Genomic DNA, 21693 nt, shown 5'->3' on the forward strand with positions numbered 1-21693 from the left:
CACGGCGACGTCTTCCGGCGTGTCGCGTGCGTGGTTTATGTGTCGCGAGTCGCTGGGCGCGATCTCAGGGCAAGCCGATTCGGCGGTAACGCCGCAACCGAGCGGCCAGCCGCTCGGTTGCCGGTAGCGCGCGCAGCCCGTGCACCGCGGAGGCGATGGCGTGCGAGAGTCGCTGGCAGAACTCGACCGGTTCATCGGCGGCATCGGGATGCTCCGGCACCACGGCGTCGACAATGCCCGACGCCAGCAGATCGAGCGACCGAATGCCTTGCGCGGCGGCCAGTTCCGCGGCGTGATCGGTGTCGCGGAAGACGATCGCGCTGGCGCCCTCCGGCGGCAGGGGCGCCAGCCAGCCGTGCAGCGCCGCCAGCACCCGATCGGCGGGCACCATGGCCAGCGCCGGCCCACCGCTGCCCTGGCCGAGCAGCACCGACACAGTCGGGGTGTCGAGCGTGACCAGCTCGGCCAGGCACTGGGCGATCTGGCCGGCCAGCCCGCCCTGTTCGGCGTCGGCCGACAGCGCGGGCCCCGCGGTGTCGATCACCAACACCAGCGGCAGGCGCAGCTCGGCCGCCAGGGCCATGCCGCGCCGGGCCTCCCGCAGCGACGCGGGGCCCACCATCCCGCCCGTCACGCGCTGCTGTCCCAGAACCACCGCGGGCTGTCCGGCGAAGCGGGCCAGGGCCAACAGGGTCGTCGCCGCTTCCCCCCGCCCGGTTCCCGACAGCAGCACCAGATCGGTGGCGCCGTGGTGTAACAGCAGCCCGACGCCCGGACGGTCGGGGCGGCGGGACGCCACCACGGAGTCCCACGCCGGCACGTCGGGGATCGATTCGGGCGGCGGCGCCGCCGGTAGGGGCTCGGCCGGGTCGGCGATGACGGTCAGCGCGCGGTTGAGCATCCCGCGCAGCTCGTCGACCGCGACGACACCGTCGATCACGCCGTGGCGGTGCAGGTTTTCCGCCGTCTGGACGCCCTCGGGGAAGGGCTCGCCATAGAGCAGCTGGTACACCCGGGGGCCGAGAAAGCCGATCAGGGCTCCCGGCTCGGCGACCGTGACGTGACCCAGCGAACCCCACGACGCGAACACCCCGCCGGTGGTCGGATTGCGCAGGTAGACCAGGTAGGGCAGGTGCGCCTGCTTGTGCAGGCGCACCGCGGCGGCGATCTTCACCATCTGCAGAAAGGCGACCGTGCCTTCCTGCATGCGGGTGCCGCCGGAGCTCGGCGAGGCCAGCAACGGCAGGCCCTCGGCGGTCGCGCGCTGCACCGCGGTGGTGATCCGCTCGGCCGCGGCCACCCCGATCGAGCCGCCGAGGAAACCGAACTCGCACACCACGACCGCCACTCGGCGCCCGAAGATGCGGCCCTCGCCGGTCAGCACCGATTCGTCCAGGCCGGTGGCCGCCCGCGCGTCGGCCAATTCCCGCGAATATGCCTCGCTGACCGGCACGGCGAGCGGCTCGCTGTCCCAGCGGACGAAGGAACCGTCGTCGAGCACCGCGTCGCGCAGCTGAGCAGCCGTGATACGACTCACGACACGAGGCTATATAGGGTGGCTGCCATGATCGGTGTTACCCAGGCCGAGGCCGTGCTGACCATCGAGCTGCAGCGGCCCGAGCGCCGCAACGCCCTGAATTCCGAACTCGTCGAGGAGCTGCGGGAAACTTTCCAGAAGGCCAGCGACGGCACCGTTCGGGCCATCGTGCTGACCGGGCAGGGCACGGCGTTCTGCGCCGGCGCGGACCTGAGTGGCGATGCGTTCGCCGCCGACTACCCCGACCGGCTCATCGAGCTGCACAAGTTGATGGATGCCACGCTGATCCCGGTGATCGGCGCCATCAACGGTCCGGCCATCGGCGCGGGCCTGCAGCTGGCGATGCGATGCGATCTGCGGGTCGTCGCACCGGAGGCATTCTTTCAATTTCCGACCTCGAAATATGGCCTGGCGCTGGATAACTGGAGCATCCGTCGGCTGTCCTCGCTGGTCGGTCACGGGCGGGCCAGCGCGATGCTGCTGACCGCGGAAAAGCTGACGCCCGAAGTTGCGCTGCAGTGTGGATTGGCCAACCGTCTCGGGACAGTGGCCGACGCCCAGGCGTGGGGCGCCGAGATCGCCGGCCTGGCGCCGCTGGCGATCCAGCACGCCAAGCGGGTGCTCAACGATGACGGCGCCATGGACGATTCGTTGCCGGTGCACAAGGAGCTCTTCGACAAGGCGTGGGGGAGCCAGGACGTCGTCGAAGCCCAGGTGGCCCGCATCGAGAAGCGACCGCCCAAGTTCACGGGGGCCTGACCCTCATGCTGCGGGGGGCGCTGCGGCTGGCCGCGGGCACGGCGTCGCTGGCGGCCGGCGGCTGGGTGGTGCGGGCGCTGCACGGCGCACCGGCGGCCCTGGGTGCGCACCCCGCCGCGATCCGGGCCGTGGCCGAGGGGTCACCGAACTACCGCGACGGCGTATTCCTCAACCTCGACCCCGCCTCGAACTTCGTCATGGATCGCGAGGAACTGCGGCTCGTCGTCTGGGAGCTGATCGGCAATCGCAGCGTGGGCCGGCCCGCTTCGCCGATCCCGTTGGCCGCGCCGGCGCTCTTCGACGGTGATCCCAGGCGGCTCGCCGTCAGCTGGTTCGGCCACTCGACGGCCCTGTTGGAGATCGACGGCTACCGGGTGCTCACCGACCCGGTGTGGAGCGACCGGTGCTCACCGTCGGACATCGTCGGGCCGCAGCGGCTGCATCCGCCCCCGGTGCAACTGGAAGGGCTGCCTGCCGTCGATGCCGTCGTGATCAGCCATGACCATTACGACCACCTCGACATCGACACGGTGTTGGCGCTGGCCCGCACGCAGCGGGCACCCTTCTTCGTCCCCCTCGGCGTCGGCGCCCACCTGCGTGCTTGGGGGATCCCCGAGCACCGCATCGTCGAACTCGACTGGCATCAGAGCGCCAAGGTCGACGAGCTCATCGTGACTTGCCTGCCGGCGCGGCACTTTTCGGGACGCTTCCTGGACCGCAACACCACGCTGTGGGCGTCATGGGCCTTCGCCGGCCCGAATCATCGCGCCTATTTCGGCGGAGACACCGGCTACACCGAGAGCTTCACGCGCATCGGCGAAGAGCACGGGCCGTTCGACCTGACCCTGCTGCCCATCGGGGCCTACAACAGCGCGTGGCCGGACGTCCACATGAACCCCGAGGAGGCGGTCCGGGCGCACCTGGACCTCACCGAGGCCGGGCTGCTCGTGCCGATCCACTGGGGCACCTTCCGGCTGGCCCCCCACCCGTGGGCCGAGCCGGTGGAGCGACTGCTCTCCGCCGCGGAACCAGAACGGGTCAACGTCGCGGTGCCCGCCCCGGGCCAGCGCATCGATCCCACATCGCCGGTGAAATCGAATCCCTGGTGGCGGCTCTGAATTCTGAGGCCCGGCAACCTCCCCACGCTAAAGTTCCGCCATGACGAAACGCGCGGCCGCGGCCGCTGTCACGGTGCTGCTCGCCATGACCGGATGCGGGCCCGCGCAACCGGCTTCCAGCCCGCCCGCGCTCTCTGACGCACCCCCCAACGAGGTGTCCGGCATTGCGATCCCCGCCGGCCGCATCGACGACGCCGTCGCGAAGGTCGACCGCCTGGTCGGCGACCTGATGAAGAGCACCGGCGTCCCGGGCATGGCGGTGGCCGTCGTTCACGGTGGAAAAGTTCTGTACGCCAAGGGCTTCGGCATCAAGGACGCCAGCAAGGGGCAGGGTCGAGACAACAGGGTGGACGCGGACACCGTCTTCCAGTTGGCGTCGGTATCCAAATCGGTCGGCTCGACGGTGGTCGCGCACGAGGTCAGTGAGAACGTGGTCGCCTGGGACACGCCGGTCGTGTCCAAGCTGCCGTGGTTCACGCTCAGCGATCCCTACGTCACCAGCCACGTGACCGTCGCCGACCTCTATTCGCATCGTTCCGGGCTGCCCGACCACGCCGGTGACAAACTCGAAGACCTGGGTTATGACCGGCGGCAGACCCTCGAGCGGCTGAAGTTCCTGCCGCTGGCCCCATTTCGGGCCAGTTACGCCTACACCAACTACGGGGTGACGGCGGCGGCCGAGGCGGTGGCCACCGCGGCGGGCAAGTCGTGGGAGGACCTGTCGGACCAGGAGCTGTACCGGCCGCTGGGAATGACCTCGACGAGTTCCCGGTTCGCCGACTTCCTCGCCCGGCCCAACCGCGCTGTGAACCACATCAAGATCGACGGCAGGTGGGAGCCCCGATTCCAGCGCGACCCGGACGCGCAGTCGCCGGCGGGCGGCGTGAGTTCGTCGGTGAACGACATGGCGCGCTGGCTGATGATGTTGCTGGGCAACGGAACTTACAACGGCCAGCGGATCACCTCGGCGGAAGCCTTACTGCCGGCCATCAGTCCGCAGATGGTTTCGACACCCGCGAAGACACCCGGGGCGCGCACCGGGTTCTACGGATACGGCTTCAACGCGTCGGTCGATTCGTCGGGGCGCACCGAATACAGCCATTCGGGCGCCTTCGATCTCGGCGCGGCGACCAACTTCGTGGTGCTGCCCTCGGAGGACCTGGCCATCGTCGCGCTGACCAACGGTGCGCCCTACGGCATCCCGGAAACGCTGACCGCCCAATTCATGGACCTCGTTGAGTATGGCCAGATCCGCGAGGACTGGGGCGCTCTCTACAACAAGGCGATCGGCTGGCTGAACAACCCGGAGGGCTCGCTGGTCGGCAAGCAGCCGCCGGCGAACCCCGCCCCGGCCAGGCCGCTCGGCCAATACGCCGGCGTGTACGCCAACGACTACTGGGGCCCGGCCGTCGTCACCGAACGGGACGGGGCGCTGCAACTGACGATGGGACCGAAGAACCGGGCGGTCCCCCTGACGCACTGGGACGGCGACACCTTCACCTTCGGTCTGACCGACGAAAATGCGCCGCCCGGAACGGTTTCCAAGGCCGTGTTCTCCGGAAACACCCTCAATTTGGAGTACTACGACTCCGACAAGCTTGGGACGTTCACCCGATGATCCCCGGATTGACCGATGCCGAGGTGGCGCAGCGGGTCGCCGATGGCAAGAGCAACGCTGTCCGCGAACGCGCCACCCGCAGCATCCCGGACATCGTGCGGGCCAACGTCTTCACCCGGATCAACGCGATCCTGGGCGTGCTGCTGCTGATCGTGCTGGCGACGGGCTCGCTGATCAACGGGATGTTCGGCCTGCTCATCGTCGCCAACAGCGTCGTCGGCATGGTGCAGGAAATCCGGGCCAAGCAGACACTGGATGCGCTGGCGATCGTGGGGCAGGCGAAACCATTGGTGCGCAGGGAATCCGGGACGAGGACTCTGCCGCCCGCACAGGTGGTCCTCGATGACATCATCGAACTCGGACCCGGCGACCAAGTCGTCGTCGACGGCGAGATCGTCGAGGAGACGAACCTGGAGATCGACGAGTCGCTGCTGACCGGTGAGGCCGACCCGATCGGCAAGGCCACGGGCGACGCCGTGATGTCGGGCAGCTTCGTCGTCGCCGGGTCGGGCGCCTACCGCGCCACCAAGGTCGGGCCGGAGGCCTACGCGGCCAAGCTCGCCGAGGAGGCCAGCAAGTTCACCTTGGTCAAATCCGAACTGCGCAACGGCATCAACCGGATCCTGCAGTTCATCACCTACCTGTTGGTGCCTGCCGGCCTGCTGACGATTTACACCCAGTTCTTCACCACCCACGCGGGCTGGCGGCAGTCGGTGCTGCGGACGGTGGGTGCGCTGGTGCCGATGGTGCCCGAGGGGCTGGTCTTGCTGACATCGGTCGCGTTCGCCGTCGGGGTCGTCCGGCTCGGCCAGCGCCGGTGCCTGGTGCAGGAGTTGCCCGCCATCGAGGGGCTCGCCCGGGTTGATGTGGTCTGCGCGGACAAGACCGGCACCCTGACCGAAAACGGCATGCGCGTCGCAGGGGTCGAGGAACTCGAAGCGGTGCAACGGAACAACGTCGAGGAGGCGCTGGCGGCGCTGGCCGCCGCCGACCCGCGCCCCAACGCCAGCATGCAGGCGATCGCGGAGACCTATCAGCGGCCGCCCGACTGGACCGTCACGGCGACCGCCCCGTTCAAGTCGGCCACCAAGTGGAGCGGGGTGTCCTACGGCGACCGCGGCAATTGGGTGATCGGGGCGCCGGACGTGCTGCTTGATCCGGCGTCGGAAGCGGCCGAGCGGGCCGAGCGCATCGGCGCGCAGGGGTTGCGGGTGCTGCTGGTCGGAACCGGCGATGTGACCGTCGACCACCCGGACGCACCGGGCCGCGTCACCCCCGTCGCGCTGGTGGTTCTGGAGCAAAGGGTCCGCCCGGACGCCGCGGAGACGTTGGATTACTTTGCCGAGCAGGGTGTTTCGGTGAAGGTGATCTCCGGCGACAACGCGGTGTCCGTGGGGGCCGTAGCCGACAAACTCGGATTGCGCGGCGAGACGATGGACGCGCGCCGGCTGCCGTCCGAACCCGCGCAACTGGCCGACGCGCTGGATGCTTACACCACGTTCGGCCGGGTGCGGCCCGACCAGAAGCGGTCGATTGTGCACGCACTGCAATCGCACGGGCATACCGTCGCGATGACCGGAGACGGCGTCAACGACGTGCTGGCCCTCAAGGATGCCGACATCGGCGTCGCGATGGGCGCCGGCAGCCCGGCGTCGCGGGCCGTCGCACAAATCGTGTTGCTGGACAACAGATTCGCCACCCTGCCGTACGTCGTCGCCGAGGGCCGACGGGTGATCGGCAACATCGAGCGCGTGGCCAACCTGTTCTTGACCAAGACCGTCTACTCGGTGCTGCTGGCGCTGCTGGTCGGCATCGAATGCCTGTTCGCCAAGGTGATCAAAGCGGACCCCTTGTTGTACCCGTTCCAGCCGATCCACGTGACGATCGCGGCGTGGTTCACCATCGGAATCCCGTCGTTCATCCTCTCGCTCGCCCCCAACAACGAACGCGCCTATCCGGGCTTCGCCCGGCGGGTGCTGAGCTCGGCGCTGCCGTCCGGGCTGATCGTCGGGACCGCGACCTTCGCTTCCTACCTGCTGGCCTACCACGGCCGGCACGCGACCTTTCAGCAACAGGAGCAGGCGTCCACCGCGGCCCTGATCACGTTGCTGATGACGGCGCTGTGGGTGCTCGCGGTGGTCGCTCGCCCCTACCAGTGGTGGCGGGTCGCGCTGGTGATCGCCTCGGCCCTGGCCTACGTCGTGATCTTCAGCATCCCGCTGGCCCGCAAGGCGTTTCTGCTCGATCCATCCGACGTGGTGGTGACCTCGACCGCCGTGGGTATCGGTGTGCTGGGCGCCGCCGCCGTCGAGGCGATGTGGTGGATCCGGGCGCGGATGCTGGGCGTGCAGCCGCGGATGTGGCGCTGACCACCCGGAGCACGGGCCCGCAGGGTTAGTAGGATTTGCGGCGGGGAAAGGACGGGTGCATGGGATTCTTCGACAAGGCCAAAGACCTGTTGTCGCAGAACGCCGACAAGGTCGGGACGGCGATCGACAAGGCCGGCGAGTTCGTCGACGACAAGACGCAGGGCAAGTACTCCGACACCATCCACAAAGTGCAGGAAGAGGCCAATAAGGCAGCCGAGGCCGCGGCAAAAGGCGACGACCAGAACTGAGCTCATGGCGAAACTCTCCGGATCCATCGATGTCCCGTTGCCACCCGAGGTGGCGTGGAAGCATGCCTCCGACCTGTCCCGCTACAAGGACTGGCTGACCATTCACCGGGTGTGGCGCAGCAAACTGCCCGACGACATCGACAAGGGCACGGTCGTGGAGTCGATCGTCGAAGTCAAGGGCATGTACAACCGGATCAAATGGACGGTGGTGCGGTACAAGCCGCCGGAGGGCATGACGCTCAACGGGGACGGTGTCGGCGGCGTGAAGGTCAAGCTGATGGCGAAGGTTCAGCCCGCCGAGGAGGGCTCCATCGTCAGCTTCGACGTCCACCTCGGCGGCCCGGCGCTGTTCGGTCCGATCGGGATGATCGTCGCCGCCGCCCTGCGGGGCGACATCAACACGTCACTGGAGAACTTCGTCACGGTGTTCACCCGGCCCGATCCCGGCATGAATGGACACGGCGGCGTTCACCGCTGATCGCCTCGGCCACCGGTCCCGAGTCGGTTAATCTCGCTAGCATGACTCGCCGGCTGCGTCCTGGGTGGCTGGTGGCGCTTTTCGCGTTGGTGATCTCGGCCAGTGCGTGGCTGCCGTGGCTGACGACGGCCGTCAACGGCGGGGGCTGGGCCAACGCCATCGGGGGCGCGCACGGCAACCTGGAACTTCCGCGCGGGTTCGGCGCGGGTCAGCTCATCGTGCTGCTGTCCTCGGCGCTGCTGGTCACCGGCGCGATGGTCGGCCGCGGCCTGTCGGTGCGGCTGGCTTCGGTTGGCGCACTGTTGATCTCGCTGCTGATCGTCGCGCTCACGGCCTGGTACTACAAGCTGAACGTCAATCCGCCGGTGTCGGCGCAGTACGGCCTCTACGTCGGCGCGGTGGCGGCGGTGTGCGCGGTGGTGTGCTCGATCGCGGCGGTCATCACGGCGTTGGCTTCCCGACGGTCCGGCCGCTGAGGATTCAGGGCGACGGGAACTCGTGCTTGCCCGAGCTGGCGCTCTCGCTGGGCTCGTTGACGCCGAACACGAAGGGCGCGAACACGATTTCGCGGCCGTCGGGGTCGCGGTAGGTGAACGCGCCCGTTGCCTCCCAGTACGGATGTTGTTCGACCGGCTCGTGCCCGGCGGCCCGAAGCCGTGCGATCGCCTCCTGCTGCGCCCGGCGGTCGGGGAAGTAGAGGCACAGCTGTTCGTGCGGGTCGACCGCGACGGGCTCGACGGATTCCACGATTTCCAGGGTCAGGTTCCAGCTGGGCAGGCCGAAGATGGCGCCGTTGCTGCCGTAGCTCTCGCCGAACGTCTCGAAGAGCGGCAGCCCGACGAGTTCGCGGTAGAACCGCACCGTGTCCTGAAAGTTCGACGACCGGCGGGCGAACCGGATCCCGCCGATCGGCGCGAGCTGCGGGGGCCAGTGCGTGGTGCGGCGGGGGTTGTGCGCCATCACAGCCCGACCGCTCCGGCCGCCGACTCGGCGGTGTTCCAGTGTCGCAGCTGTGCGCCGGGTGCCCACGTCGAATGGGTACCGCTCGAGATGCGCTCAGGCAGTTGAAGTTTGCACACCGGCCCGTCGGCGATCCGGCCCGCGTCGAAGATCACGCAGTAGGAGGCGTCGGCGTTCATGTCGGTGGTGAGCGTGACGAGGTAGCCGTCGTCCTCGCCGGTGGCACCGACTCGCGGCGCCATCGCCGTCTCGCTTCCGTAGACGCCTTCGCCGAAGGCGAATTCCTGTTGGCTTCCGGTTTGCAGGTCGTGTTTGACCAGCCCGTCGAACAGGAACCAACCGGGTTTGCCGGTCGCGGCGTAGGCGTAGCGGTAGTTGCCCGCGGCGTAGTCGGGGTTGATGGTGCCGAACTCGGTGATGGAGTCCGACAGCCGTTCTTCCCGCACGGCGCCGGTTGTCAGATTGAACCGCCACCGATGCAGCCGCGACTGCAGCCGGTCGAGCGCCAGGAAGCGAAACAGCTTGTCCCACTTCGACCCACCGGTGTCAGCCGGGGAAGGGTCACCCTCGAAGAATCCGTCGAGCACGATCTCGTCACCGTCTTCGTAGGCGTTGACGAAGTGCAGCACGAAGGTCGGGTCCGCCTCGAACCATCGGATGTCGGCGGGCCCGCCGCGGCGGGGGAGGATCGCGAAGCGTGACGGGATGTCCGGGAAGAAGCGCGGCACGTGCACGTCGTGCTCGAGCAGGGCGGGGTCCCAGAACAACGGGAAATCGTTGAGGATGACGTAGTTTTCGGTGAACGCCATGTCGTGGGGCAGGCGCGGCCCCGGCAGTGGGATGTCGACGTAGTGGACCAGCTCGTTGCTCTGGTCGACGACGCCGTAGCGCATGTACGGGTCCCGCTTGCTGTAGTTGAAGAACAGCAGCTCACCGGCCTTGGCGTCGACCTTCGGGTGCGCGGACACGCCCCAATCGGTGGGGAACCGCCCGTTCCAGGTCTCCTTGCCCAGGTTCTCACCCGAACACGGATCGACCCGGTACAGGTCGCCGCACTGGTAGAAGCTGGTCAGCGCCACGCCCCGGTGCACGATGACGTCGGTACTCGACGCGTCCTTCATCCGGGTGCGAGCGCCCCAGCCGTCTTCGCGCTTGGCCAGTTGCACCGGCTCGGCCAGCCCCGGCCAGAGCGGCTCGCCGGCTTCGTTCTCCGCCAGGAAGCCATCGGTGCGTACGAAACGGTTGCGGTAGAACGCCTTTCCGTCGCGGAAGCCGACCATGTGCAGCATGCCGTCGCCGTCGAACGGGTGGTAGGTCTTCAGCGCCGGGTGCAGCGGGTTCTCGGTGTTGCGGAGGTAGATGCCGTCCAGGTCGCGCGGGATCTCCCCCTCCACCGCGGTGAGGTCGTCGTCGTCCCACTCGGTGGTCTGGGGACGCCACGGTCCGGTCCGGTACGGGTGGTCGTCGTCCTCGGGCAGCGTGGACAGAAACTTGCCGACGATCGCGACGTCCATGTCACACACCTGCTGCCGTGCTGACAACGAAACTCACCGTGGTGGCGGTGCTGCCGCCGAAATTGAGGGTGCCGAAGGTCTTTGCCCCGTCGACCTGGTACTCGCCGGCCGCGCCGCTGACCTGTTTGGCCGCGTCGAGCAGCATGCGCACGCCCGACGCCCCGACCGGGTGGCCACCACCGATCAGACCGCCGCTCGGGTTGATCGGCAGCCGGCCGCCGATCTCGATCTCGCCGTTCTCGATCGCTTTCCACGACTCGCCCGGGCCGGTCAGGCCGATGTGGTCGATCGCCAGGTACTCGCTGGGTGTGAAGCAGTCGTGCACCTCGTACCCGTCGAGGTCGTCGAGGGCCAGCCGCGCGCGCCGCAGCGCGTCTTGCACGGCGGCCCGCACGTGCGGGAGCACGTAGGGGTCGTCGGCGGCCCGGTCGAGCTTTTGCCGCAGACCCAGTCCCACCGTGCGGTGTCCCCAGCCGTCGATGCGGCCGATGGGCCGCGCATCGGGATGGGCGCGCAGATAGGCGTCGCCGACCAGAACCAATCCCGCGCCGCCATCGGTCATTTGGCTGCAGTCGAAGCGCCGCAGCCGGCCCTCGGTGATCGGGTTGGTGGTGTCGTCGTCGGTGATGGGGTCGGGGACCGTCCACCCGCGCGTCTGTGCGTTCGGGTTGCGCCGCGCGTTCGCGAAGTTGAGCTGCGCGATCGCCCGCAGGTGCGCGTCGTCCAGGCCGTAGCGGCGGTCGTATTCGTCGGCGACCTGAGCGAACATCGACGGCCACAGGTAGCGGGCGCCGGCCCCCTCGTGACCCGTCCAGGCGGCGGCCCCCAGATGCTGGGCCGCGGTGTCGCCGGGCACGGTTTTCTCGAGCTCGACGCCGAGCACCAGGGCGGTGTCGTAGGCGCCCGACCGCAGATCCGCCATCGCCGACAACGCCGCGATGCTGCCCGACGCGCACGCCGCTTCGTGCCGGGACGCGGGGGTGTCCCAGAGGTCGGCGCAGACCGTGGCCGGCATCGCGCCGAGGTGGCCTTGGGCGGCGAACATTTCGCCGAACGCGTTCGCGACGTGCACCACTTCGATGTCGGCGGCGTTCACTTTGGCGGCGGCGAGCGTGCCCTCGACGACCTCGGCGGTCAGGGCGGCGAAGTCGCGGCCCTCCTTGTTCAGGTTGCGGGCGAAGTCGGTTTGCCAGCCGCCCAGGATCCACACGTCCGTCGAGCCATCCATACGCGCACGGTACTCCTGGATCGCCTCGGCGTTGAGGTCTGTCCGCGAGGGGGCGGGGTGAACGGGGTGCCCGAAGATGGGGCGGCCCCGTCGGCTCTCGGGCTGAACCGACGGGACCTAGGCGAACGCGAAGGCCGGCCGACGCGTGCGCCTCTCATGGAACATTGCCCCGTACCGCGGACGACAAACATGTGAAGTCAACCTCCTGGCCTGTTCGATGGGGGGCCACCGCTTGGGTGCCGCGCCCACCCGCGGCTCAGACGGCCCCGGGGACGAGCTCGGTGGGGTCCGGTCCGTCCGGCTGACCTGCCGTGATGCCGCCGTGTTTGCGGGCGTCGGCCAGGTCGATTGCCGCCAGGTCTATGCCCCTCGTCTCGACGGCGGTGACGACGGCCACGGCGCTCACCGCGGCGGTCGCCGCCAAATACCAGGAGATCGGCACCGCGGATTTGTACGTCTGGAGTAAGCGCACCGCGATGATCGGTGCCAGCGAACCGGCCACGATCGAGGTGACCTGGTAGCCGAGCGACACCCCCGAATAGCGCATCCGGGTGGGAAACATCTCGGCCATGGCCGCGGGCTGGACCGCATACATGAGGCCGTGAATCACCAGGCCGAGGACGATCGCCGACAAGATGACGGCGTTACGGCCGCTGTTCATCATCGGGAACGCGAAGAAGCCCCAGGTGCACGCGCTGATCGCACCGATGAAATAGATTGGGCGCCTGCCAAATCGGTCACTGAGTCGTCCGGCCAGCGGGATGACGACGAAGTGGACCGCGTGCGCCACCAGCAGCCACCACAGGATGGTCTTGGTGTCGGCGTGCACGTGGACTTTCAGATAGGTGATCGAGAAGGTGACGACGAGGTAGTACATCGTGTTCTCGCCGAGCCGCATGCCCATGGCGGTGAAAACGCCACGTGGGTAACGCTTTAACACCTCGACCACGCCGACGCGGGCGGTACTGACCCGCTCCAGCTGCCGTTGCGCCTCGTAGAAGATCGGCGCGTCGGTCACCTTGGTGCGGATGTAATAGCCGATCAGCACGACGATCGCGGACAGCCAGAAGCCGACGCGCCAGCCCCAGCTCAGGAATGCCCGGTCCGACAGCGTCGAGGTGAGAATCAGCAGCACGACGGTGGCCAGCATGTTTCCGCCCGGCACGCCGGCCTGCGGCCAGCTGGCCCAGAAGCCGCGACTGGACGTCGGGCTGTGCTCGGCGACCAGCAGGACCGCCCCGCCCCACTCGCCGCCGACGGCGAAGCCCTGTGCGAACCGCAGCACCACGAGCAGCGCCGGGGCCCAGTACCCGATCTGGGCGAAGCTGGGCAGGCACCCCATCGCGAACGTGGAGACACCGACCAACAACAGGCTGAGCTGCAGCAGCCTCTTGCGGCCGTACCGGTCGCCGAGCTGACCGAAGACGATCCCACCGAGCGGGCGGGCGGCGAAGCCGACGGCGTAGGTCACGAAGGCGGCGAGGATCGCGTCGAGTTCGTTGCCGCCGCGGGGAAAGAACACCTTGCTGAAGACCAGGGTTGCGGCGGTGCCGTAGAGGAAGAACTCGTACCATTCGACGACCGTGCCGACCATGGATGCGGCGACCACGCGGCGCAGATACGCCTGGCTTTCGAATAGCTTGCCACGCAGGCCATTACGGTCACTCATGGTCGCCCTCCTCGGCGGGCCGCCCACCCGGGGCGCCGACCGAGTTTGCCGAGACCGGCGTTACTGCTAGACCGCGGCGACGGCGGGTGTGCTGGCGGATCGGAGCGTACCTGGCGAGCACGCTCGACGCACGGTCTCCCGCCCGTGCGCCCGTCGCGGCCGTCCGGCTCACGGGTCCCGTAATCACGACGAAACGGGCACAGGCGGGAGTGCCCGCCGCACAGCGACAAAGTTGGGGTGGCCGGACGTCGCGACCGGATTGACGCTCAGAGGCGGGCGGGCACGCGCTCGGTTGAGCGGCGCGAAGCCACTCGCATCGCCGACGATCGTTACGGAAGCGGCGGTGCCGGTGGCGCCGACGGGGCCGGCGGCGCGGAGAGAGTCGACGGCGGCGCCAGGGTCGTGAGCGGGGTGGGCGTGGTGGTGGGCGCCTGGGTTTCGGTGCCCGCCGGTGCCGCGGTCATGGCGGGACCGGCGCCGTGGCCCAGCCAAGCCGCCGCGGCGACGGAAACGCCGGCGATCGTCAGCAGTGCGTTGCGCTGGTCTTTCATCAGGACCTCCCTGCTCGAAGACAAGATCCGCATAGCGAATCACTTAAACCCGTTATACGGATCAACATGTCACGGAAGAATAACACCGAAATCGGCGTCGGCAACACCTGCAAACAAGGCGAGAACGTCGCTCGACCGCCATGGATTACGGGAAGTTCCGAGCGGTCTACTGCGGAAAACGGCAGCCGGCTCGCAGGGTGATGGCGTTAGCCCAGGAGGTGCGCGAGCTAATCGCTCGATACGCGCAATTCCCGTGCGATCGGCCGCGTTGCGACACGGTCACGGATGGATACCTATCGTCGCATCACTAGTCACAACAACCGCTCTAATCACTATCGTCACATGAGCCAACTGCGGACGTCAATGCGGTGTCCCGCCGCTCGAAAGGTGTTACATGTCGGCGATTCTTCGAAGTGTGTCGCTCTCGATGGCGTCGGCGGCCGCAGTCGGACTCGTCTTCGTGGTCGGGCCCGCGCCGATGGCTTTTGCCACCCCGTGTGGCGCACCGGAAGCGAACGTGGAGCCGCCCGTCGCGCCGCCGGCGATGCCCGCACCCCAGCCGGTCGTCCAGCCGCCGACCGGACGCCGGCCGACGCACACGAATGACCAGGCACCCCTGCCCAGGCTGGGCCCGCTGATCTCCCAGTTCCTCAAACCGACGACTCCGGGTCGCCAGGTCGCCCCGATGAGACCCCAGGCCGAGGTCCTCCCGCCCGGGCCCAATCCGCCCGTACCCGGTCTGCCGCAGCCACCGAACGCCGGTCAGCTGCAGCCCAACGCCGCCCCGGTCCCGCAGCCGCAGCCGGCGCCACCGCCGCCCTCGATCGCGGGCGCGCCCACGTCGCTCGTCGACTGGGTGACCGGGCCCGACGGCCCGAACAAGACCCTGCAGCGTTTCAGCATCTCGGGTACCGACCTCGGGATCGCCTGGGACAACGGCGATCCCATGAATCGCCAGGTTCTGATGGCGTTCGGGGACACCTTCGGCTACTGCAAAGTCAAGGGTCAGCAGTGGCGCTACAACACGTTGTTCCGCAGCTCGGACCATGACCTGTCGCACGGCATCCACATCGCGGACGGCCTCCCCAACGATCGGTACTCCGGGTCACCGGTGTGGACGACAAGCCTGTCCAAGCAGGTCGTCAACACGATCCACAAGGCCGCGCACGAGACGGGAATCATCCCGACCGCCGGCATCTCGATCGGCCGGACGCAGTACATGAGCTACATGTCCATCCGGCAGTGGGGCCGCGACGGCGAATGGTCCACGAACTACTCGGCGATCGCCAGGTCCAATGACAATGGCCAGAATTGGGGAATCTTCCCGACTTCGATCCGGACGGCCTCCGCGGACGCCATCCCGGGAGCCGGGTTCACCCCCGGCAATGAGAACTTCCAAATGGGTGCGTTCATGAAGGGCAACGACGGTTACCTCTACCAGTTCGGAACCCCTTCGGGGCGCGGCGGCGCCGCATTCCTGTCGCGAGTGCCACCGGGCCAATTGCCCGACCTCACCAAATATCAGTACTGGAACGGCGACGAGGGCGGCCGCTGGGTCCCCAACAACCCGGGCGCGGCGACGCCGATCTTCCCCGGGCCGGTGGGCGAGATGTCGGCCCAGTACAACAGCTACCTGAAGCAGTACCTGGTGCTCTACACCAACGGCGGCAGCAACGACGTGGTGGCGCGGACCGCGCCCGCCCCGCAGGGACCGTGGAGCCCCGAGCAACCGCTCGTGTCGTCGTTCTCGATGCCCGGCGGCATCTATGCGCCGATGATCCACCCCTGGTCGTCGGGCCGGGACCTCTACTTCAACCTGTCGCTGTGGTCGGCATACGACGTGATGCTGATGCACACCGTCTTGCCCTAATCGTGACCGTGTCGCACCCCGAATAGTCGGCAAAGCAGGCGCACCCTGAAGAAAGCGGGGGCCCAGCGAGAGAGGAGATCGGCGATGATCACCTTCGAGAACCCGGCCACGTCGACCGCCGGCAAGCCACGGCGGCCAGACATCGAGGTGCGCATCGAGGGTGTGCACCGCAGAGACGGCGCCGTTCGCCTTGGCATCCTGCTCGACGGGCGGATGGCCACATAGCCGAGCGCGTCGCGGCCGGCCGCAAGGGCCGGGGCAATATAGACGCGTGAGTTGGGCGAAGCGCGAAGCGAGGGCGCTCGCGGAGACGAGTCTGACCGGCGACGCGTTGCTCGCTGAGCTGGAAGACTATGTCCGCGCGAACAATCCGCAGTTGACGGACGTCCGGCTGGAGCGGGCGACCCCGACCGAGGAGTACGACGCCACCGTCCGGCCGCCGAGGCGGTGGTACGACGTCACTTACCTGGCCGACGACGGCGAGGGATACGGCATTCGACCGTAGGCCTTGCGGCCGAACGGCTTGCCGGTTCCCAGACCGACTACACCAACACGCAACGAGCTCGCCCCGTGACGATGCCACCGGGTTCGAGAATTGCTGCCGATCATCTCAATCGTCAGGCGCGCGCAGCGCCGCCTCGACGCTAGGGATTCGCTGAGGTACTTCCGTCGCTGAACCGCCGAGGCTACTCTGCTGAGAACGCTGTTCTCCTGCAGCGAGTACGCCGACTCGGAAGGGCTGACGGTGAGCGAGTTCGACTACGTCGTGGTGGGCGGCGGGTCTGCGGGGTGCGTATTGGCAGATCGGCTCAGTGTTGACCCCGGCAACAAAGTCTTGCTCCTCGAGGCTGGCGGCACCGACCGCAACCCCTTGGTGTCAATGCCCAAGGGCTTCGCGTTCTTGATGAAAAACCCGCGCTACGTGTGGGAATACGACGTGGAACCGTTTGGGCCGCACCGACAGCAGGAGCATTGGGTCAGGGGCAAGCTACTCGGCGGGTCGAGTTCGATCAATGGGCTGGTCTACAACAGGGGGCAGGCGGCCGACTACGACGATATCGTCGCCCGCGGCAATCCCGGCTGGGGTTGGGACCAGATGCTGCGCGTCTTCCGGACTATCGAGGATCACAGTCTGGGCCCCTCCGCGGTCCGCGGCGCCGGCGGCCCCCTCGGTGTAAGCGTTATCAACACCCACGACGAGGTCTCCGAGGCGCTGATGGATGCCGCGACCACTCTGGGCATCAAGCGGGTCGAGGACATCAACGCCTCCGACGAGGAGCGCACCGGGTACACCGCGGCCACGATGCGGAAGGGTAAACGAGTCAACTCCGCGAGGGCTTTTCTGCACCCCGCCATGAAGCGGCCCAACCTCACGGTGCTGACCGGCGCAATCGCCCAACGAATCGTCTTCGAATCCGATCGCGCCGTGGGTGTGGAGGTGAGTTCGGCCAAGGGCAAGCAGGAGTTCCGGGCCTCCCGCGAGGTGATCGTCTCGTGCGGGAGTTTGGCAACTCCGAAGCTGTTGCAACTGTCGGGGATTGGGCCGAAAGACGTATTGACCGCGGCCGGCGTCGACGTCAGGGTGGACAGCCCGCGAATCGGCGAGGGATTGCGCGAGCACCGGTGCATACCGCTGCAGATGCGGCTCAAAGACAACAAGGGCTACAACCGGTTTCTGTCCACCCCCGTTGGCCAGGCGCGCGCGGGGCTGCGCTATCTGACCACCCGCAAGGGGCCGATCGGCACCGCCGCCTACGACATGCTCACTTTCATCCGCGCCGACCCGGCCAGCGAACGGCCCGACGCGCAAGTGCTCATGACACCCTTCTCGTTGGGTGTCGGGCCCGTTGACGGGGGCATCGAAGGCCGGGCGGGCCTATCCCTCCTGGGCTTCGTTCTGCGGCCGACCAGTCAGGGCTCGGTGCGGATTCGATCGGCCGACCCCAGTCAGCCGCCGCGCGTCGAGGTCGCATACCTCGAAACCGATTACGACAAAAGGGTATCGGTGGCAATGTTCCGGCGCATGCGGGACATCGTCGAGCAGCATCCCGTGGCCGACATGATCTTTTCCGAGATCGAACCCGGGCCCGCGGTCGACGACGACGACAGCATCCTGCGGGCGGGACTCCTCTACGGCGGCGCCGGGTATCACGCGTCCGGGGCGTGCGCGATGGGCCCGGCGGAATCCGACCCGTTGGACGCCCGCCTGCGTGTGCGTGGGGTGCCCGGGCTGCGCGTCGTCGACGTGTCCATCCTGCCGACGATGGTGGCCGGCAATCTCAACGGCCCCATCATGGCGATGGCCTGGCGGGCCGCCGAAATGATCCTCGAGGACCGATGACCGATCGACAGTTAGGACAGTTGCCATGACCGCTGTGATGCAAGGGATCCGCGTCCTCGAGGTCGCCGAGCACACCTTCGTTCCCGCGGCTTCGGCGATCCTGTCCGACTGGGGCGCGGACGTGATCAAGGTGGAACCCGCCGAGCGCGGCGACGCGATGCGCGGCATCATGTCGACCGGCAACCTGGGCCTCGACGGTGGTGCATGGCATCCGCTGCTGCAACACTCCAATCGCGGAAAGCGAAGCATCGGTTTGGATTTGAGCACGCCCGAAGGCGTCGACATCCTCTACAAGTTGGCGGCGACGTGCGACGTCTTCCTGACCAACAAGCTGCCCGCGGTGCGTTCCAAGCTGCGCATCGACGTCGACGACATCCGGGCCGCCAATCCCAACATCGTTTACGTCCGTGGATCAGGGTTCGGCTCGCGCGGCCCGGACGCCGATCGCGGGGGATATGACGTGTTGGGATACTGGTGCCGCGCCGGGGTCGCCTACGGGGCCAAACCCGTTGAATTCGAGGCGATTCCGGGCCAACCCGCGCCCGCGTACGGCGACTCGATCGGCGCGATGACCATCGCGGGCGGCATCTCGGCGGCACTGCTGCATCGCGAGCGCACGGGCCAGCCGCCGGTTGTCGACGTGTCGCTTCTCGCCACCGGAATGTGGGCGATGGGGGCCGCCATCGCGTTGTCGCACGAGTTGAACCATCCGTGGGGCCAGTTCCCGGTCGGCACAGATGTGGGCAACCCGCTGGTGGCCACCTACCAGACGTCGGACGGGCACTGGTTGCAATTGGCGTGCCTGCAGGGATTCCACTACTGGCCCGAGACTTGTCGGGTGATGGGCCTGGCCGAATTGGTCGATGACGAGCGGTTCGCCGATGTCGCAAGCTTCGCCGCGAACAGCCCCGTCGCGAGGTCGATCCTCGCCGAGCGGTTCGCCTCTGCGCCGCTGGCCGAATGGAAGCAACGCCTCGGCGACTTCCGTGGCCAGTGGGCGCCGGTGCAGGACTCTATCGAGGTGACCGCCGACCCACAGGTCATCGCCAACGGGTATGTGGTTCAGGCCGAGGCCGCCTCGGGTGAGAAGCACCCGCTGGTGGCCACGCCCGTCCAGTTCGACGAGGAGTCGGCACCGACGCGACGCGCGCCCGATTTCAATGAACACGGGGACGCGATTTTGACCGACGACCTCGGCATGGACTGGGACGACATCATCGACCTAAAGGTCAAGGGCGTCGTCGCGTGACCGCCGCCGACGCGTTGGTCGACGAGCTGCGTATCCGCGGGGTGATCGAGCGCTACTGCGCGTTACTCGACAGCGGCGCGACCGATGAACTGCTCGAATTGTTCGACGAGAGTTGTTCGTTCGCCGCGATGGGACGGACCTACCGGGGCCGCGCCGAGCTGGCGGCGCTGTGGGCGGTTCTGCGGCCCACCGACCGCCCTGGCACCCTGCATGCTGTCGTCAATCCCGTCATCACCGTCGACGGCGACCGTGCGAGCGCTGTGAGTGGTTGGGCCATGCTGGACCGAAGCGGTCAGGAAGGTGCGACGGTCATCGCCCTGGCGGGGCGCTACCTGGATAGATTGGCCCGCGGATCCGACGGGGTGTGGCGCTTCACCGATCGCCGCGTGCAGACCCTTGCCAGGCCGGCGGCAACAGCCGAACAACGCACCTGACGGCCCCGTGCGTCATCGAAGTCACTACATGTTCTCATCATGAGCACTGCGTGTATCCGTTGGCCGAGGCCAACGTTATCGGCTAATGGAAACGCCGGCTCGCTACGCTGTGGTGTGTGAGCAAATCGGGAACCGACGTGTCGGCCTGGTTGACGTCGGCGCCACGGCCGGAGTCGCGCTGGCGGGTGCGCTCGACGGAGCGGGCGACCGAGGATGTGCGCAAACGGGCTCAGGCGCGCAGCGACCGGTTCCTGCACATCGCGCTGGAATTGCTCAGTGAGGGAGGCGCGGAAAATCTCTCCGTCCGAAAGGTCGTCGAACGATCCGGCATGTCACTGCGGTCTTTCTACCAATCGTTCAGCGGTACCGACGACCTTTTCCTGGCCATCTACGAGGAAGCCACGCTCGGCGGCCTCGAGCGGCAGCTGGCCGCGGTCGCCGAAGCGGGCACCGACCCGCTGGATCGCCTTCGGGCCTTCATGCAAGCCGAGTGGTTGGCGTCCGATCCGGCCCCGCCACTGTTGCAGCGCTCGTTGGTCAGCTTTCATCAGCGGCTCAGCGAAACCCGTCCGGCCGAGCTGTCGGCCTTGCTGCAGCCCCAGCACCGAGCGCTGACCGAGCTACTTGCCGCGTGCCGTGACGCCGGTATGCGCAGCCCGCCGCTGGATGATTCGACGATCGCGTCGATCTTGCTGCACACGACGATGGAGATGCTGCAGGCGCGCGTGCTCGGCTTCTATGTGGGCGAGAACGTCGCGTTCGACCAGTTCTGGACCTTCTTGGAAACCGCCTTTACCCGGCCCTGACCGGGGCGCGAAAGGCGCGCACCCGGACAAGATCTGCACTGGGTATCGCAAGCATTGCCTGAGGCTGCGGCGTCGGCTAGCCTCGCATGAGAACGGTGTTCTTCTCTAGCGGATACACCGAATCGGACTGCGAGGAGAGTTTGCGGTGAATCTTGACGACATGATCTTGGTGAGCATCGATGACCACGTGATCGAACCGCCGGATATGTTCAAAGGTCATGTCCCCCAGAAGTGGGCGGACCAGGCGCCAAAGGTCGAGCGCAGCCCGGAGGGCATTGATCGCTGGGTATTTCAGGGCATCGAGACCTCGACGCCGTTCGGCATGTGCGCGGTGGTCACGTGGCCCAAAGAGGAATGGGGCTTCAACCCCGGCGTGTTCTCCGAGATTCGGCCCGCCTGCTACGACGTCAACCTGCGGGTGCGCGACATGGACGCCGGGGGCGTCCTCGCGTCGATGAACTTCCCGACCATGGCGGGGTTCAACGCGCGAACGTTCTGCGAGGCGGCGGACAAGGACCTCGCGCTGATCATGCTGAAGGCCTACAACGACTGGCACGTCGACGAGTGGTGCGGATCGCATCTGGGCCGGTTCATCCCGATCGGCATTGTGCCGATGTGGGATCCGGAATTGTGCGCGGCCGAGGTGCGGCGTCTGGCCGGCAAAGGCTGCAAGGCCATCAGCGTGAGCTGGGTGGGCAGGATGATGTGATGGTCGATCGGAGCGTCAGGCGCCAGCGTGATCAGGCCGCCACTGGCCCCGATGTGCATGCACAGCACGCTGCCCGTCTCCGACATCGCGGTCAGCATCGGGTCCCAGTGCTCGCTGTGAAAGCTGGGGAAGCCGAAAGCGTGCGGCGCCTCGAGGAAGCTGATGGCCTTGCAGCCTTTGCCGGCCAGACGCCGCACCTCGGCCGCGCACAATTCCGGATCCCACATCGGCACAA

Annotated in this window: 21 protein-coding genes; 15 read left to right on the top strand and 6 right to left on the bottom strand. The window is 67.6% G+C overall.

Annotated elements, in window-relative coordinates:
* Positions 1-64: 64 nt before the first annotated feature.
* Positions 65-1537: a carboxyl transferase domain-containing protein gene (locus A5704_RS10590; RefSeq protein ID WP_067888921.1), complete on the bottom strand. Its 1473-nt coding sequence runs from the start codon at positions 1535-1537 to the stop codon at positions 65-67.
* 27 nt (positions 1538-1564) lie between these two features.
* Between A5704_RS10590 and A5704_RS10595 the strand changes: the two genes are divergently transcribed.
* From A5704_RS10595 to A5704_RS10625, 7 genes are read left to right on the top strand one after another with little or no spacing between them, the layout of a single operon-like run.
* Positions 1565-2296 (top strand): enoyl-CoA hydratase, encoded by a 732-nt coding sequence (locus A5704_RS10595; protein ID WP_067888924.1) that lies wholly within the window; start codon positions 1565-1567, stop codon positions 2294-2296.
* A 5-nt stretch (positions 2297-2301) separates the two neighbouring features.
* The gene (locus tag A5704_RS10600; protein WP_156669852.1) at positions 2302-3414 is read left to right on the top strand and encodes an MBL fold metallo-hydrolase; all 1113 of its coding nucleotides are present in this window, start codon (positions 2302-2304) and stop codon (positions 3412-3414) included.
* A 40-nt stretch (positions 3415-3454) separates the two neighbouring features.
* A complete protein-coding gene (locus A5704_RS10605) occupies positions 3455-5032 on the top strand; it encodes a serine hydrolase (RefSeq protein ID WP_067888927.1) in 1578 nt (525 codons plus the stop codon).
* Complete coding sequence (locus A5704_RS10610) at positions 5029-7401, top strand: cation-translocating P-type ATPase (RefSeq protein ID WP_067888930.1); 2373 nt, start codon at positions 5029-5031, stop codon at positions 7399-7401. Before A5704_RS10605 ends, A5704_RS10610 begins: the two co-directional genes overlap by 4 nt.
* A 59-nt stretch (positions 7402-7460) precedes the next feature.
* A complete protein-coding gene (locus A5704_RS10615) occupies positions 7461-7649 on the top strand; it encodes an antitoxin (RefSeq protein WP_067888933.1) in 189 nt (62 codons plus the stop codon).
* Positions 7650-7653: 4 nt separating this feature from the next.
* Positions 7654-8127, top strand: coding sequence for an SRPBCC family protein (locus A5704_RS10620; RefSeq protein WP_067747475.1), 474 nt, complete (start codon positions 7654-7656; stop codon positions 8125-8127).
* A 41-nt stretch (positions 8128-8168) separates the two neighbouring features.
* Positions 8169-8603, top strand: a complete 435-nt coding sequence (locus A5704_RS10625; RefSeq protein ID WP_067747477.1) for a hypothetical protein — start codon at positions 8169-8171, stop codon at positions 8601-8603.
* Between the two features lie 4 nt (positions 8604-8607).
* On the opposite strand, the gene A5704_RS10630 is transcribed toward A5704_RS10625, so the two are convergent.
* The 5 genes from A5704_RS10630 to A5704_RS10650 form a co-directional block, all read right to left on the bottom strand.
* On the bottom strand, positions 8608-9087 hold the full coding sequence (locus A5704_RS10630) for a VOC family protein (RefSeq protein WP_067747479.1): 480 nt from the start codon (positions 9085-9087) through the stop codon (positions 8608-8610).
* Positions 9087-10601 carry a carotenoid oxygenase family protein gene (locus A5704_RS10635; protein WP_067888937.1) on the bottom strand — a complete coding sequence of 505 codons (1515 nt, stop codon included), beginning with the start codon at positions 10599-10601 and terminating at the stop codon, positions 9087-9089. Before A5704_RS10635 ends, A5704_RS10630 begins: the two co-directional genes overlap by 1 nt.
* A gap of 1 nt (position 10602) precedes the next feature.
* A complete protein-coding gene (locus A5704_RS10640) occupies positions 10603-11829 on the bottom strand; it encodes an acetyl-CoA acetyltransferase (protein WP_067888940.1) in 1227 nt (408 codons plus the stop codon).
* 256 nt (positions 11830-12085) lie between these two features.
* The gene (locus A5704_RS10645; RefSeq protein ID WP_082954827.1) at positions 12086-13498 is read right to left on the bottom strand and encodes an MFS transporter; all 1413 of its coding nucleotides are present in this window, start codon (positions 13496-13498) and stop codon (positions 12086-12088) included.
* A gap of 329 nt (positions 13499-13827) precedes the next feature.
* The gene (locus tag A5704_RS10650; RefSeq protein WP_067784105.1) at positions 13828-14049 is read right to left on the bottom strand and encodes a hypothetical protein; all 222 of its coding nucleotides are present in this window, start codon (positions 14047-14049) and stop codon (positions 13828-13830) included.
* 394 nt (positions 14050-14443) lie between these two features.
* Between A5704_RS10650 and A5704_RS10655 the strand changes: the two genes are divergently transcribed.
* The 8 genes from A5704_RS10655 (at position 14444) to A5704_RS10685 (ending at position 21458) form a co-directional block, all read left to right on the top strand.
* A complete protein-coding gene (locus tag A5704_RS10655) occupies positions 14444-15919 on the top strand; it encodes a DUF4185 domain-containing protein (RefSeq protein WP_067747495.1) in 1476 nt (491 codons plus the stop codon).
* A gap of 84 nt (positions 15920-16003) precedes the next feature.
* On the top strand, positions 16004-16144 hold the full coding sequence (locus A5704_RS28320; RefSeq protein ID WP_156669853.1) for a hypothetical protein: 141 nt from the start codon (positions 16004-16006) through the stop codon (positions 16142-16144).
* Positions 16145-16190: 46 nt separating this feature from the next.
* A complete protein-coding gene (locus A5704_RS10660) occupies positions 16191-16424 on the top strand; it encodes a hypothetical protein (RefSeq protein WP_067747497.1) in 234 nt (77 codons plus the stop codon).
* Between the two features lie 240 nt (positions 16425-16664).
* On the top strand, positions 16665-18260 hold the full coding sequence (locus tag A5704_RS10665) for a GMC family oxidoreductase (protein ID WP_067888943.1): 1596 nt from the start codon (positions 16665-16667) through the stop codon (positions 18258-18260).
* A 25-nt stretch (positions 18261-18285) separates the two neighbouring features.
* Entirely contained in the window at positions 18286-19509 is a 1224-nt protein-coding gene (locus A5704_RS10670; RefSeq protein ID WP_067747501.1) for a CaiB/BaiF CoA-transferase family protein, read from the top strand.
* Complete coding sequence (locus A5704_RS10675; protein ID WP_067784110.1) at positions 19506-19943, top strand: nuclear transport factor 2 family protein; 438 nt, start codon at positions 19506-19508, stop codon at positions 19941-19943. The genes A5704_RS10670 and A5704_RS10675 overlap by 4 nt, the downstream gene beginning before the upstream one ends.
* 116 nt (positions 19944-20059) lie before the next feature.
* Positions 20060-20749, top strand: coding sequence for a TetR/AcrR family transcriptional regulator (locus tag A5704_RS10680; protein ID WP_067784112.1), 690 nt, complete (start codon positions 20060-20062; stop codon positions 20747-20749).
* Positions 20750-20894: 145 nt separating this feature from the next.
* Complete coding sequence (locus A5704_RS10685; RefSeq protein WP_197508471.1) at positions 20895-21458, top strand: amidohydrolase family protein; 564 nt, start codon at positions 20895-20897, stop codon at positions 21456-21458.
* Positions 21459-21693 lie beyond the last annotated feature (235 nt).

This window comes from Mycobacterium sp. E735 (genome assembly GCF_001666955.1).
In the GTDB taxonomy this organism is placed as follows: Bacteria; Actinomycetota; Actinomycetes; order Mycobacteriales; family Mycobacteriaceae; genus Mycobacterium.